The 14,619-nt window shown below is 63.1% G+C and carries 11 protein-coding genes; 5 read left to right on the top strand and 6 right to left on the bottom strand.

Features of this window, described 5'->3' with window-relative positions; genetic code table 11:
* Positions 1 to 23: 23 nt before the first annotated feature.
* Entirely contained in the window at positions 24 to 350 is a 327-nt protein-coding gene (locus E0H22_RS08885) for a hypothetical protein (RefSeq protein ID WP_233025294.1), read from the bottom strand.
* A 260-nt stretch (positions 351 to 610) separates the two neighbouring features.
* On the opposite strand from E0H22_RS08885, the gene E0H22_RS08880 reads away from it, so the two are divergent.
* A complete protein-coding gene (locus E0H22_RS08880; RefSeq protein ID WP_233025293.1) occupies positions 611 to 1,387 on the top strand; it encodes a L,D-transpeptidase family protein in 777 nt (258 codons plus the stop codon).
* 111 nt (positions 1,388 to 1,498) lie between these two features.
* Here the strand turns inward: E0H22_RS08880 and E0H22_RS08875 are convergent, their stop codons facing one another.
* Positions 1,499 to 3,775, bottom strand: coding sequence for a fused MFS/spermidine synthase (locus E0H22_RS08875; protein ID WP_233025292.1), 2,277 nt, complete (start codon positions 3,773 to 3,775; stop codon positions 1,499 to 1,501).
* 184 nt (positions 3,776 to 3,959) lie between these two features.
* Here E0H22_RS08875 and E0H22_RS08870 point away from each other — a divergent pair, with 184 nt between their 5' ends.
* Positions 3,960 to 5,561: a phytoene desaturase family protein gene (locus E0H22_RS08870; protein ID WP_233025291.1), complete on the top strand. Its 1,602-nt coding sequence runs from the start codon at positions 3,960 to 3,962 to the stop codon at positions 5,559 to 5,561.
* A gap of 203 nt (positions 5,562 to 5,764) precedes the next feature.
* A complete protein-coding gene (locus tag E0H22_RS08865; protein ID WP_233025290.1) occupies positions 5,765 to 6,652 on the top strand; it encodes a 50S ribosomal protein L11 methyltransferase in 888 nt (295 codons plus the stop codon).
* A gap of 143 nt (positions 6,653 to 6,795) precedes the next feature.
* Here E0H22_RS08865 and E0H22_RS08860 read toward each other — a convergent pair whose 3' ends face one another.
* Positions 6,796 to 6,981 carry a hypothetical protein gene (locus E0H22_RS08860; protein ID WP_233025289.1) on the bottom strand — a complete coding sequence of 62 codons (186 nt, stop codon included), beginning with the start codon at positions 6,979 to 6,981 and terminating at the stop codon, positions 6,796 to 6,798.
* 228 nt (positions 6,982 to 7,209) lie between these two features.
* On the opposite strand from E0H22_RS08860, the gene E0H22_RS08855 reads away from it, so the two are divergent.
* The gene (locus tag E0H22_RS08855; protein ID WP_233025288.1) at positions 7,210 to 9,045 is read left to right on the top strand and encodes an aminopeptidase P family protein; all 1,836 of its coding nucleotides are present in this window, start codon (positions 7,210 to 7,212) and stop codon (positions 9,043 to 9,045) included.
* Between the two features lie 81 nt (positions 9,046 to 9,126).
* On the top strand, positions 9,127 to 10,350 hold the full coding sequence (locus E0H22_RS08850) for a multidrug effflux MFS transporter (protein WP_233026226.1): 1,224 nt from the start codon (positions 9,127 to 9,129) through the stop codon (positions 10,348 to 10,350).
* A 10-nt stretch (positions 10,351 to 10,360) separates the two neighbouring features.
* Here the strand turns inward: E0H22_RS08850 and ligA are convergent, their stop codons facing one another.
* The 3 genes from ligA to recN form a co-directional block, all read right to left on the bottom strand.
* On the bottom strand, positions 10,361 to 12,514 hold the full coding sequence (gene ligA / locus E0H22_RS08845; RefSeq protein WP_233025287.1) for an NAD-dependent DNA ligase LigA: 2,154 nt from the start codon (positions 12,512 to 12,514) through the stop codon (positions 10,361 to 10,363).
* A 62-nt stretch (positions 12,515 to 12,576) separates the two neighbouring features.
* On the bottom strand, positions 12,577 to 12,843 hold the full coding sequence (locus tag E0H22_RS08840; RefSeq protein ID WP_430715234.1) for a GIY-YIG nuclease family protein: 267 nt from the start codon (positions 12,841 to 12,843) through the stop codon (positions 12,577 to 12,579).
* Positions 12,844 to 12,944: 101 nt separating this feature from the next.
* A complete protein-coding gene (gene recN, locus E0H22_RS08835) occupies positions 12,945 to 14,618 on the bottom strand; it encodes a DNA repair protein RecN (protein ID WP_233025286.1) in 1,674 nt (557 codons plus the stop codon).
* Position 14,619: the final 1 nt, after the last annotated feature.

Raw genomic sequence — 14,619 nt, 5'->3', positions numbered from 1 at the left:
CGTTTTGTTGTGAACCGATCCGCTCAGCGATAGCAGCGGAATTTGCCGTGACGGTTGTAATAGCCGCGACATTGGCGGCGGCTCCCTTCGGGAATGCCGAGCACGCCCTTGACGCCGCCGACGGCACCGCCAACACCAAGACCGATGGCGCCGCCGACAAGGCCTCCGACCGGACCGGCTGCACGGTTACCCTCCCGGGCGCCCCGATTGGCGCCCTGCTCTGCGCCGCGGAACACGCCCTGGGCATGGGCGAAATGCGGCGCCGCCGTCAGGGCCAGCACCGCCGCCGCAATCGCGAGACGGGTTTTCACGGTAAAACGGATGGGCAGTGCAGTTGTCTTGATGTTCATGTTCGATCCCCCAGCGCCGAGCGCGATTTGGTCGCAATCACATTGCGTCATGGCAACGTCGTGTCGGCGGAACTGGTTCCCATCCGATGTGTTAAAATGCGCATTCCGCGCTGCAGCAAGCGAAAGGGCCTGCCACGGCGTGAACCGTCTGCGGTTAAGGATGCACGAAACTGTCACTGGCGAGACGCCGGACCCGGATACATATTGGAACCGGGACGGCGAGCGAATGAACAGGGCGAGGCCCGGAGGCGAAAGGTAACATGCGTGCGATTGTCATGACCCTGGCGGGTCTCTCCGTTCTCGCTGCCGGCAGCAGTGCCGAAGCCAAGATCAACATCACCGTCAACAAAGACACCCAGACGATGACCGTCGTGCAGGACGGCGTCGAGAAATATCGCTGGCCGGTGTCGTCGGGCATCCCGTCCTATGAAACGCCAAACGGCAGTTTCCAGACGTTCCGCATGGAAGAGGATCACTTCTCGAAGGAATTCGACGACGCGCCGATGCCGCATGCGATCTTCTTCACCAAGAAGGGCCATGCCATCCACGGCACGGATTCAGTGAACCGGCTCGGCTCTCCGGCCTCCCATGGCTGTGTGCGACTGTCACGCGAGAACGCCGCTACGCTGTTTGCGATGGTGAAGGCCGACGGTGTGCTGAACACCAACGTGACCCTCACCGGCTCGTCGCAGGTCGCCCTCGCCCGCAATCCGCGCGGCAGCAAGACCGCGGTAGCTCGCCGCGAAGTCGCGCCTGCCGAGCCGACCTATGATGCCTATGGCAATCCGATGGAGATTGCGCCGCAGGCGGTGCCGAACAATCGTCGCGTGATCCGCCAAGCGCAGCCGTCTGATAACCGCTATATCTATCCCGCCGACGGCGACGATGGCCGTCAGTATCCGGCCCCTCCCGGCTATCGCCGTATGACGGAGGCCGAGACGCAGCAATATTACGCCAACCGCAGCTACTACAATTACAACCGCCAGCCGCAGGTCTATTACGCTCCGCGTCAGCGTGGTTTCTTCGGCGACTATTGAAACACAATCCCGAAGGGCGGATGAGGCGAAGCCGTCATTCGCCGCAGAGCTTCGTTTATGACTCGGCCGGCGGATTACGCTTCGCTCATCCGCCCTACGACTGAGGGACGCTCACGTATCTCCGTCCCGCAGCCGGCGCCAGACGGCGCCGAGGATGTTGGAATAATCATCAGTCCAGACCCGCTGATCCGTTTTGGCCGGCGTCAGAGTCCATGACGATGACGGCAGCGCGATACTGCCGACGTCCATGTCGTTGCGTGCGGAAATCACGACATTGGTCGAGAAGATATATTCGGCATCGCGGCCGGTATCCTCGTTGAACACCCAGCTTTTCAGCCCGTTGGCATCGGCAATGCCCGTCACCACGCTGGCGAGTTCGAGGTGACGGTTGGAGACATGCATGACAACAGCCCCCTGCGGCGCCAGCTTCGCCTTGTAGATCGCCATCGCCTCCTGCGTCGCCAGATGGATCGGGATCGCGTCGGACGAATAGGCATCGACGATGATGAGATCGTAGGCGCTATCGGGCTCGCGCGCGAAGGTCAGCCGCGCATCGCCGATGACAGGCTTGATGTCCGGCTGGCACTTGGAAATGTAGCTGAAGTATTTCGGATCTCGCGCAGTGTCGACCATGGTCTGGTCGATCTCGAAGAACGTCCAATTTTCCCCCGGCGCCTGGGCGCAGACCAACGAACCCGAGCCGAGACCGATAACGGCGACATGCAGCGGCGCCCCCTTGCGCGCACGCATCGCCGTAATCGCCTGCCCCATGCCGCCGTCCTTGTAATAATAGGAGATCGGTTCCGGACGGCCGGTCACAGGCGTGCCGTCGTCGTTGAGATACTTCTCGGCGCCGTGAATTGTCGTGCCATGCAGCAGCACATGATACTGACCGTTCGCGGTGACCTGAATCTTGTGCACGCCAAAGAAGCTGCGTACGGTCTCGACGCGTCCGTCATCGGCCGGGTAGATGCGGATCAACGCCAGCGCGAGCACCGTGATCCCGAGCATTTCGAGCCTGCCGACATGCAACCGGGCCACAATCACGCCGATGACGGCAACGGCCGCGACGACATAGACGCGCTGGGCGTCGAACCAGTTGAACAGCTTGCCTGTCGTGTAACTCGGCGCGATCAGCGCCACGGCGGCGGCGAAGAGCAGCAGCCAATAGATGCCGGTCCAGCGCGAGGAACGCCCGGACTGCGCCGGCAGGCAGAGCACCGCAAGCGCCACGAGGATCGGGTATTCCGCGATCCACGAGAAGGTGTAGGGTGCAATGAGGCCCGCGAACAGGCCGCCCACCATGCCGCCGAACGACAACGAAACATAGAAGCCGGTGAGATGACGCGGCGCCGGACGGGTGCGCGCGAGTTCGCCGTGACACGCCATGGCGATGATGAAGAAGGCGAGCTGGTGACCGCCCAAAGTGAGCAGCAGGTTTTGTTCACCGCCGACGGCGAGCAACACAATGACGCCGGCTATCGCCAGCGGCTGCAACTGAAGCATCAGCCAATGCGGGAGCAGCGGACGCGACTGGAACACCAATACCCAGGTGAGCAGATAGAGCGACAGCGGCAACACCCAGAGCAGTGGCGCCGCGGCAACGTCCGTGGAGATATGGGCGGTGACCGCGATCAGCAGGCCCGACGGCACGGCAGCAAGGAAAATCCAGCGCAGTCGTTGCATCCAGCTCGGCTCAGCGGTTTCCGACCCGCCCGCTTCCGGCGCTGCGATCACCACGGCCGGAGAGCGCATCAGCAGGAAACCGCAGGACGCGATCAGCACGATGAGGAGCCCATAACCGGAGGTCCAGATCAGGTTTTGCGTGCGCAGCGAGAACATCGGCTCGAGCAGTACCGGATAGGACAGCAATGCGAGAAAGCTGCCGATGTTCGAGGACGCATAGAGGAAGTATGGATCGCGGCCGTCCGGATGGCCGGTGCGTACGAACCAGGCCTGCAGCATCGGATTGTTGGCGGCGAGGGCGAAGAACGGCAAACCGATCGAGACGGCGAACAGACCGAGCAGCCAGAATGCATAGCCGCTCTCCGGCGGCTCGCCCCAACCATTTGCGATGGCCAGCGGCAGCGTCAACAGCGCCGCACTGAGCAGCACCAGATGCACAGCCACCGGAATCGCGCGATTGCGAAGCTGCATCAGGAAATGCGCATAGGCGTAGCCGCCCAGCAGCAGCGACTGGAAGAACACCATCGCCACCGACCACACCGCCGGCGAGCCGCCGAGCCGCGGCAGCACCATCTTGGTGAACAGCGGCTGCACCGAGAACAGCAGCAGCGCGCTGACGAAAATCGCGGCCGTATAGACTGTCAGCAGAAGACGATTGCGGGAGGCCGAGTTTGGGGCGGCGGGCGGCTGCGACGAACTCATGGACACTCCGGCTGAACAGCAGGCAACAGTATCCGCCGGGCGGCCGGCGGAGCGCGAATGGAGCATAGAGTACCCATTCGGGCAATCCGGGCTAACCAAGGAACCGAATTGGCGCCACATGGCCTTGTGCCGCAGGGCCGCCTCTTCGATAAGGGAGGTTCTAGCAACCCAAGCTGAACCGGACATGTCAGACCACGACGTTGTGATCATCGGGGCCGGCCATAACGGCCTCACTTGCGCGGCCTATCTCGCGATGGCCGGGTTGCGCGTAAAGGTGGTGGACCGCCGCAGCGTGGTCGGCGGCGCCGCGGTGACGCAGGAGTTTCACCCCGGCTTCCGCAACTCAGTGGCATCGTACACCGTCAGCCTGCTCAATCCGAAAATCATCGCCGATCTCAAATTGCATGAGCATGGATTGCGTATCGTCGAGCGCAGGGCACAAAACTTCCTGCCTGCACCAGACGGCAGCTACCTGCTGACCGGCGAAGGCCGTACGCAGGCCTCGGTTGCGAAACTCAGCGCCCATGACGCCGAGCGGATCGGCACCTTCTCGCAGCAGCTCGAAGTCATCGCCGATGTGCTGCGCGCCTTCGTGCTGCGGGCGCCGCCCAATGTGGTGCAGGGTTTTGGCCGCAACACCGTCTCCGAAACGATCAACGCGCTCGGCACCGCGAAGATTTTGAACGAACTCACCATCGAGCAGCAGCGCATCCTGCTCGATCTGTTCACCTGCTCGGCCGGGGAGATGCTTGACGATGTGTTCGAGCATGATCTGGTCAAGGCGCTGTTCGGCTTCGACGCCGTTGTCGGCAACTATGCAAGCCCTTACGCCGCAGGCTCCGCCTATGTGATGCTGCATCACGCTTTTGGCGAGGTGAACGGCAAGAAAGGCGTCTGGGGCCATGCCATCGGCGGCATGGGCGCGATCACGCAGGCCATGGCGGCCGCAGCGCAAAGCCACGGCGTTGACATCGCGCTTGGCAATGGCGTGCGCGAAGTGCTGGTGGAGCGCGACCGCGCGGTTGGCGTCGTGCTCGACAATGGCGAAAGCATCCGCGCGAAATATGTGATCTCGAACGTCAATCCCAAACTGCTCTATACGCGGCTGACGCCGGCCGATGCGCTGCCGAAGGCATTTCGCGCGCGCATGACCAATTGGCGCGGCGGCTCCGGCACCTTCCGCATGAATGTGGCGTTGAGCGCCCTGCCCTCGTTCACGGCGCTGCCCGGCACCGGCGATCACCTGACGGCCGGCATCATCGTCGCGCCGAGCCTCGCCTATATGGACCGCGCCTGGCTCGACGCCAGACAGGATGGCTGGAGCAAGCAACCGATCGTCGAGGTGCTGATCCCCTCGACGCTCGACGACAGCCTCGCGCCGGCCGGCCAGCATGTCGCCAGCCTGTTCTGCCAGCACGTAGCGCCAGAACTGCCGAGCGGAATGTCCTGGGACGACCATCGCGACACGGTGGCCGCTCTCATGATCAAAACGGTGGACGACTACGCCCCCGGCTTCAAGGCCAGCGTGATCGGCCGGCAGGCGCTGTCGCCGCTCGATCTCGAGCGCGATTTCGGCCTCATCGCCGGCGACATTTTCCACGGCGCGCTGAGCCTGAACCAGCTGTTCTCGGCGCGGCCGATGCTCGGCCATGCCGACTATCGGGGGCCGCTGAAAGGCCTTTACCACTGCGGCTCCGGCGCCCATCCCGGCGGCGGCGTCACCGGCGCCCCCGGCCATAATGCAGCGAAGACCGTGCTGCGGGATCACCGGGCGTTGTTTGGATAAGCCTGTGGGCAAGGTGTGGATAAGTCTGTGCGCGACCTGTGATCGGCGGCGGGACAAGTCTGTTGAGAAGCCCGGGACAGCTGGTGCACGGCGCCGGTATAGGGCGGTGCAATTCCGGTGCATCAGCCGGGTATCATCCCCGGGATAAACCCTGTACGAAACGTGGACAAACCCGTGCATTTCCTGTTCACGACGGATCCGCGATGACAACCCAGGGCACCAGCCGCGCCACCTTTGCCGTCGGCGATGAATTCAGCGCCAAGCGCATCGTCGATCTGCTCACCGAGAGTTTTGAAGAGGGCGAAGCCGCCATCGCGGCTTTCGAAAATCCCGAGGGCCGCTGGGATGTCACCGTGCATTTCGCCGATCCGCCGGACGAAGCCTCGATCCGCAATCTGGTCGCCCTCGCTTCGGACGATACCGTGGCCGCCAGCGTCGTGTTCGACGCCATCGAGGCCAAGGACTGGGTCAAGGAAAGCCTCGAAGGACTGGTGCCGGTGCGCGCCGGACGCTTCATCGTCCATGGCAGCCATGACCGCGACAAGGTACAGGATAACCAGCTCGGCATCGAAATCGAGGCGGCGCTGGCTTTCGGCACCGGTCATCACGGCACCACGCGCGGCTGCCTCGTCTATCTCGATTATGTCCTGCGCTCGAAGGCACCAAAACGCATTCTCGATCTCGGCACCGGCACCGGCGTGCTGGCCATCGCTGCGGCCAAGGCCACCAAGACGCGCGTGCTCGCTACCGATATCGATGCGATGTCGGTGAAGGTGGCACATGAAAACATGCGGCTGAACGGCGTCGGCAATCTGGTCGAGACGGTTTGCGCCAAGGGATTTTCGTCGGCGAAGATCGCGCTGCATGCGCCGTTCGACCTGATCCTCGCGAATATTCTCGCCAATCCGCTGCGCGCCATGGCCACCGATATGGAGCGACATATGGCGAGCAACGGCATGGTGATCCTGTCCGGCCTGCTGCCGCACCAGGCGACCAGCGTGATCGCCGCCTATCGCGCGCGGGGCCTGGTGCTGCTGCGGGAGCAGATCATCGAGGGCTGGAGCAGCCTGTTGATGCAGCGGGCGGGGTAATCCCGCTCCAGCTGCCATCACCCGCCCAGGCGCGCGATTGCTCGCTTGGAGCCGACGATCCAGCCGAGGCCGCGTTTCCGACTCGATCGCTCGTAGCTCTGTTGACTGGCTTGCCCGGTCGAACCGGGCAATGACCGAAGAGATTACTTCGGAAGGGATTGCTTCGCAGACCCTTCGTCCTCACGCACGCGCGCGATGACGAAGCGGCCGAGCACCTGGATCACATTGTCTCGTTGCTGCGGCGAAGAGACTTGCGGCTGGGGCTGCGAAAGGACGGAATGCGCGTTATGACGCGGCGGGGAAATCTTCTCAAACGTGAAAGCGGGCATGGTGTTTTCCCTCTTCGTTGAGTTGAACACAAAGACCAGACTGAAAAGACTTCACGACAAAGGCTTTGCAGTCTTCGCCGAGGCAGCAAATCGGCAACAAATCGCGGCGCGAAAAGGTTCCGGATTTCTGACTCCGCTGTCCGGAATTCAAGCATAACCTGTGCCAGCTTTTCGCAACCCTGCCCCTCGATTGCCCGCGCCATGGCACGCCCGTAGGATATCACCACCATGTTCGAAGCTCATTTCCAGACCTTTGAAGAACCCGAGGGCGGCGTCGCGCTGACGGCGCGGCTGGCTGCGTTTCGCGAGGAATTGCTGCGGCAGAAGTTGACCGGCTTCGTGATCCCGCGCGCTGACCAGCAGCAGAACGAATATGTCCCGCCATCCGACGAGCGGCTGGCCTGGCTCACCGGCTTCACCGGCTCGGCCGGTATGGCGGTGGTCCTGCTGCAGGAGGCCGCGGTTTTCGTCGACGGCCGCTATACCGTGCAGGTGGCGAAACAGGTCGATACCCATGCCTGGAGCATCCAGTCGCTGGTCGAACCGCCGCCGGAAAACTGGATCGCCGACCATCTGAAGCCGGAGGACCGCCTCGGATTTGATCCGTGGCTGCACACGACAGCAGCAGCGGAGCGCCTGAAGGCGGCCTGCGCCAAGGCCGGCGCCGAGCTCGTTGCAGTGGATAGCAATCCCATCGATGCCGTGTGGCACGAACGCCCTGCAGCACCGCTCGGCGCCGTCACAATCCATCCGATGGAATATGCCGGCGAAAGCGAGGCCGACAAGCTCACACGCATCCGCGCCGAGATCGCTAAGCTCGGCGTCGACGCGATCGTGCTGTCGGACTCACATGCAGTGGCGTGGACTTTCAACATCCGCGGTGCCGACGTTTCGCATACACCACTGCCGCTGTCCTATGCGCTGGTGCCGAAGGACGGCCGGCCACAGATTTTCATCGATCACCGCAAGCTGTCCAACAGCTCGCGCGACCATCTCGAAGCCTCCGCCGAAGTACGGGAGCCCGATGCGCTGGCGAAATCATTGCGCGATCTCGCGGTGAGCGGCGCATCCATCGCGCTCGATAGCGCGACGGCAGCGGATGCCTTGAGCCAGCTCATTGCCACTGCCGGCGGCACGGCTGTCCGCAGCACCGATCCCATCGCCATGCTCAAGGCGATGAAGAATCCGGTCGAGATCAAGGGCACCATGACCGCACATCGCCGCGACGCCGTGGCGCTGACGAAGTTTCTGGCCTGGATCGACCGCGAGGCGCCGAAGGGTGGCCTCACCGAGATCGACACCGTGGAGGCACTGGAAACATTCCGCCGGGACACCGGCGCGCTGAAGGATGTGTCCTTCCCGACCATCGCCGGCACCGGGCCGAACGGTGCCATCGTACACTACCGCGTCACCCGCAAGAGCAATCGCCGTGTCGCCCTTGGCGACCTGCTGCTGATCGATTCCGGCGCGCAATATGAGGACGGCACCACCGACGTCACGCGAACCATCGCCATCGGCGAGCCGACCGACGAAATGCGCGACCGTTTTACGCGCGTGCTGCGCGGGCACATCGCCATCGCCCGTACCGTGTTTCCGGATGGCACGACGGGCGCGCAGATCGATGCCTTCGCCCGCCAGTTCCTGTGGCATGCCGGGCTCGATTTCGCCCACGGCACCGGCCATGGCGTCGGCAGCTATCTCTCGGTGCATGAAGGCCCGGCGCGGATTTCCAAACTCGGCACCACGCCGCTGAAACGCGGCATGATCCTTTCCAACGAGCCCGGCTATTACAAGACCGACGCCTTCGGCATCCGCATCGAGAATCTCGAACTCGTCGTCGAAGCCAGGATCGATGGCGCCGAGCAGCCGATGAATCAATTCGAGACATTGACCCTGGCACCGATCGATCGCCGGCTGATCAACGCTCATCGCATCAGCAAGCGTGAGCTCGTCTGGATCAACGACTATCACGCCCGCGTCCGCCGCGAGATCGCGCCGCTGATCGACGACGAGGAAACGCGGACCTGGTTGCAGGCGGCGACCGAACCGCTGGTCCAGCCATAACAACGAAAGAACAATGTTCGCGTGACCTGCAGTCCGGCCGCCAGCGATCTCGACAAAACGGATTCTACGCGTTCGCGGGTGATGCTGCTTCTGCTGGTCGTGATGACCGGCATCGCGCCCATCTCGCTCTATATGCTGGTACCGGCACTCCCGGAGCTGGCCCGCACCTTCGATGCCGACATCTCCATCGCGCAGATGACCGTATCGCTCTACATGGTCGGGCTCGCTTTCTCGCAGCTGATCATGGGGCCGCTGTCCGACCGCTTCGGCCGCAAGCCGGTGCTGCTTGCCGGGCTCAGCCTGATGGTGGTTGCCGGCATCGGCTCGAGTTTCGCGACCACGCTGCCGCAACTCATCGCCGCACGCTTCTTCCAGGCGCTGGGCGGCGCGACGGGCATGGTCATGAGCCGCGCCATCATCCGCGATCTCTATCCACGTGAACGCGTGGGGCCGATGATCAGCCTTGTCATCGCTGTCATGATGATTGCGCAGATGCTATCGCCGCTCGCCGGCGGCCTGATCGAAACCGGCTTCGGCTGGCGGGCAATTTTTTACACGGTCACCGCGGCGTCGCTGGCCGTCACATTGGCGATTGCTTTCCTGCTGCCGGAGACACGCAAGCGCGCAACCATCGATTCCGGCAGCAGCGGCTTCATCGCGGATTCAAGAGTGCTGTTCGGCAGCCGCGCCTTTCTCGGCTATCTCTTCTGCTACGTGATGGCCTCATGGATCATTTTCACTTTCGCGGGCGGCGGACCTTATGTGGTCGTCAACCAGATGGGCCGCAGCTCTGCCGAATATGGCGCATGGTTCGCAACATCCGGCCTCGCTTATCTCGTCGGCAATCTCGCTTGTGTGCGCTTTGCGCCGCGCCGAACCATCGAGCAGCTGATCTGGTTCGGCCTCGCGCTGCAATTCGGCGGCGCATTGCTCAATGTCGTCTGGGGACTGACGGGCCTCAATCAGGACCCGGCCTGGCTGTTCCTCACCCATATGATCGTGATGTTCGGCAATGCCTTCGTGATGTCGAACGGCGCCGCCGGCGCACTCAGCATCCGCCCGCAAGCGGCCGGTGCGGCCTCGGGTATGATGGGCTTCATGCAGATGGGATTCGGCGCACTCTGCTCGCAGGGTGGCGCGTGGCTCGGCGGGCATTTTGCGACGCCGGTAGCGCTCAACCTGTCACTGGTCGTGCTGTCCTGCGGCTGCGCGGCCGCGATGATCTTTCTGGTGCCACGGCGGAAGGTGGTGGTGACGGAAAAGATGGTCGAGAAAGCGGAGAGTGAAGAGAGCGGGTTGATGTAGGGCGGAGGTATTATCCCCCAATCAGCGCCAGCCACTCGTCTTCCGTCAGCACGGTCACGCCGAGATCCCGCGCCTTGGCAAGCTTTGAACCTGCATCCTCGCCAGCGACGACATAATCGGTTTTTTTCGACACGGAGCCGGCAACCTTCGCCCCCAGACGTTCGGCCGACGCCTTCGCTTCATCGCGTGTAAACTTCGTCAGCGAGCCGGTGAACACCACCGTCTTGCCCGCGACCGGCGTGTCGGTCTTGGCTTGCGCGACCGGGATAACTTCGGTGAGTTCACCAACCAATTCATCGAGCGCTTTCACGTTACGTTTCTCGGCAAAGAACTCGACCACGGCGTCGGCAACGATCTCACCGATGCCGCCGATATTATTGAGGTCCTGATAGGCTTCCGACGTATTCCCCTCTTCACTCTGGCCCGCCGCCGCAGCCAGCATCGCCTCGCGGAACGCGGCGAAAGAACCATAGTGCCGCGCCAACAGCTTTGCATTGCCCTCGCCGATATGGCGGATGCCGAGCGCGAAGATCAGGCGATTGAGTTCGATCGTTCGGCGATCGTCGATGGCTGCAAACAGATTGCGCACCGAGACTTCGCCATAGCCTTCGCGATCGCGCAGCTTCTTGTTGGCACGCTCATCACGCTTGGCCAGCGTGAAGATATCGACGGGATGCATGATGATGCCCTCGTCATAGAATTCCTGAATCTGCTTGTCGCCGAGGCCGTCAATGTCGAAGGCCAGCCGCGAGACGAAATGCTTGAGCTTCTCCACCGCCTGCGCCGGGCACACCAGCGCACCGGTGCAGCGGGTCACGACCTCGTCATTCTCGCGAATGGCATGGCTGCCGCAGACCGGGCACTTGTCGGGAAACACGTAGGGCTTCGCTGTCTTCGGGCGTTTGTCGAGCACGACATTCACGACCTGCGGAATGACATCCCCCGCGCGCTGCACGATCACGGTGTCACCCTCGCGGATATCGACGCCATCGCGCAGCGGCTGACCGTCATTGCCGATGCCGGCGATATAGTCGGCGTTATGCAGCGTTGCATTCGACACCACGACGCCGCCGACCGTGATCGGGGTCAGCCGCGCCACCGGGGTCAGCGCGCCGGTGCGCCCGACCTGGATGTCGATCTTTTCGAGCACGGTCATCGCCTGCTCCGCCGCGAATTTATGTGCGATGGCCCAGCGCGGCGCGCGGCCGGCGAAGCCGAGACGCGCCTGCCAGTCGATCCGATCGACCTTGTAGACGACACCGTCGATGTCGTAGCCGAGCTTGGCCCTGATTTCGCCGATACGGCGATAAAAGGCGAGCGCGTCATCGACGCTCCTGCACAGCGTAATCTCGGGATTGACGGTGAAGCCGGCTTTGTGGAGCCAGTCGACCATCGCATGCTGGGTCGGCGCCGGCATCGGGTAGTCCGACATCTCGCCCCAGGCATAGGCGAAGAATTTCAATGGCCGCGATGCGGTGATAGCGACATCCTTCTGCCGCAGCGACCCGGCTGCCGAGTTGCGCGGATTGGCGAAAACTGTGTCGCCGGCTTCTTCCTGCTTCTTGTTGAGCGCAAGGAAATCGCTCTTGAGCATATAGACCTCGCCGCGCAGTTCGCAGGCGGCGGGAATCTGTTTGCCCTTCAGCGTATTAGGGATGTCCTTGATGGTGCGGACATTGGCGGTGACGTCCTCTCCCGTAAAACCATCGCCGCGGGTGGCGGCATGGATCAGCTCGCCATTCTCGTAACGCAGCGACAGCGAGAGGCCGTCGATCTTTGGCTCGGCGACGAGTGCCGGGATTTCGTCGAGCTTGAGGAAGCGCTGGATGCGGGTGACGAATTCGGTGACTTCCTCGTCGCTGAAGGCATTGCCGAGCGACAGCATCGGCACCGCATGCTGGATTTTTGCGAAGCCGCGCGAAGGCGCAGCGCCGACGGTCTGGGTCGGCGAGTCCGATTTCACGAGATCGGGGAATTTGGCTTCGATCGCTTCGACGCGCTGGCGCAGGGCGTCATAGGCCGCGTCGGAAATCGTCGGCGCGTCGTCCTGATAGTAAAGCTTGTTGTGCGTCTCCATCTCCAGCGACAGCCGCATCAGCTCGACCTTGGCTTTCGGCTTGGTGAGCGTGGAGATGTCGGGGGGAGTTTTGGGAGATTTTGCCATAGCTACACTCGTCATTCCGGGACGCGCGCAGCGCGAACCCGGAATCTCATCATGGGGCGCTCTTACGGGATCGACGCATACAAATCATGCCATTCGACATTCGTTGCCCCGATCAAAGCAACTTTCCATTCCCGCCGCCACTTCTTCAGCTCTTTCTCGCGGGTGATCGCCGTCAGCGGATCGGCGTAAATCTCGAACCACATAAGAACATGCACGTTGTAGCGCGAGGTAAAACTTTTGACCGCATTTGTCTTGTGTTCGTGGACGCAGCGAACAAGGTCGTTGGTGACACCGATATACAGCGCACCATTCTTCTTCAAGGCGAGCATGTAGACGCAGTACGGTATGGCGGCGTTTTGTAACACAGAGTGCAGGCATTATGAGGTTCCGGGTTCGCGCCTTCGGCGCGCCCCGGAATGACGAGTTTGGGTTACGCCGCGCCTTTGAGCAACCGATCCGCCGCAGCCCGCGCCTCGGCGGTAATCTCAGCACCTGCCAACATCCGCGCGATCTCCTCGCGGCGATGATCGTCCGCCAGCGTGTTCACATTGGTTGCCACGCGCTTGCCCTTGTCGAGCGCCGCCTTGGATATCAGGAGATGCTGGTCCGCGCGCGCAGCCACCTGCGGTGCATGCGTTACCGCCATCACCTGGACCTTGCCGGCGAGACGGCCGAGCCGCGCGCCGATGGCATCGGCCACCGCGCCACCCACCCCGGTGTCGATTTCGTCGAACACCAGCGTGGGCGCCGAGCCCTTGTCGGACAGCACCACTTTCAGCGCCAGCAGAAACCGCGAGAGTTCGCCGCCGGAAGCGACCTTCATCATCGGCCCCGGGCGCGTGCCGGGATTGGTCTGCACCCAGAATTCGACGCGGTCGATGCCTTGCGGGCCGGGCGCCGCCGCATCGGTATCGACCTGCGTGATAAATTTCGCACGCTCCAGCTTGAGCGGCGCCAACTCGGCGATCACAGCCTTGTTGAGTTTTTCGGCAGACTTGATGCGTGCGGAGGAGAGTTTCGTCGCCGCAGCAACGTATTTCGCATCGGATTCGACCGCAGCTTTCTCCAGCTTCTGCAGCTGTCCGGCTCCGGCATCGATCGTCGCCACATCGGCGTAAAACTTCGCAGCCAACGCAGCGAGGCCATCCACCGGGGTCGAGAATTTGCGGGCAGCAGCGCGCAGCGCGAACAGACGTTCCTCGATACGCTCGAGTTCGGCGGGATCGAAATCGGCCGCGATCAATGCGGCCTCGAGATGCTGGCTGGCCTCTTCAAGCGCGTTGATAGCGACGTCGATGGCCTTGACCGCAGGTTCCACCAGCGCCGGCGACGAACCAGCGCGACGCTCCAGGCGGCGCACGGCGGCAGCCAGCGCGGAGATCGGCGAATGCGGGCCGGACACCGCTTCCTGTGCCTCGCGCAGGTCAGCGGCAATCTTTTCGCCCTGCATCATGCCGGTGCGACGTTCGGCAAGCGCCGTTTCCTCGCCCTCCTTCGGGGTGAGCTTCTTCAGCTCGTCGGCGGAATGGCGGAGATAGTCGGCATCGCGGGCCGCGCGCTCCATATTGGCGCGGTGGGTTTCCAGCGCGGTATAGGCGGCCTTGCGGGCGTCCCACAGGGTTTCCAGCGCAGCGACGTCCTTCTCCAGCCCGGCAAAGGCATCGAGCAGGCGGCGATGGCTGGCGGCGTCCACGAGCGCCCGGTCGTCATGCTGGCCGTGGATTTCGACCAGCGCCGCGCCGATGGCCCTGAGCGTCTGCACGCTGACGGTCTGATCGTTGATGTAGGCGCGGGTACGGCCATCGGCGAGCTGCACGCGGCGCAGGATCATCTCGCCGCTGTCGTCGTCGAAACCGTTGTCCTTGAGCAGGCCGAGCGCGGGATGGCCGGGTTCGAGATCGAAGGCAGCGATCACCTGCCCCTGCTCTGCACCGTGACGGACCAAACCGGCATCGCCGCGACCGCCGAGGGCGAGCGCGAAGGCATCGAGCAGGATGGATTTGCCGGCGCCGGTCTCGCCGGTGAGCACCGCGAGGCCGCGCGCGAATTCGATATCGAGCCGCTCGATCAGGACGATGTCACGGATCGACAGACGAGCGAGCATG

Source organism: Rhodopseudomonas boonkerdii, assembly GCF_021184025.1.
GTDB classification, from domain to species: domain Bacteria; phylum Pseudomonadota; class Alphaproteobacteria; order Rhizobiales; family Xanthobacteraceae; genus Tardiphaga; species Tardiphaga boonkerdii.
This window is presented reverse-complemented; position numbering and strand designations above follow the sequence as displayed.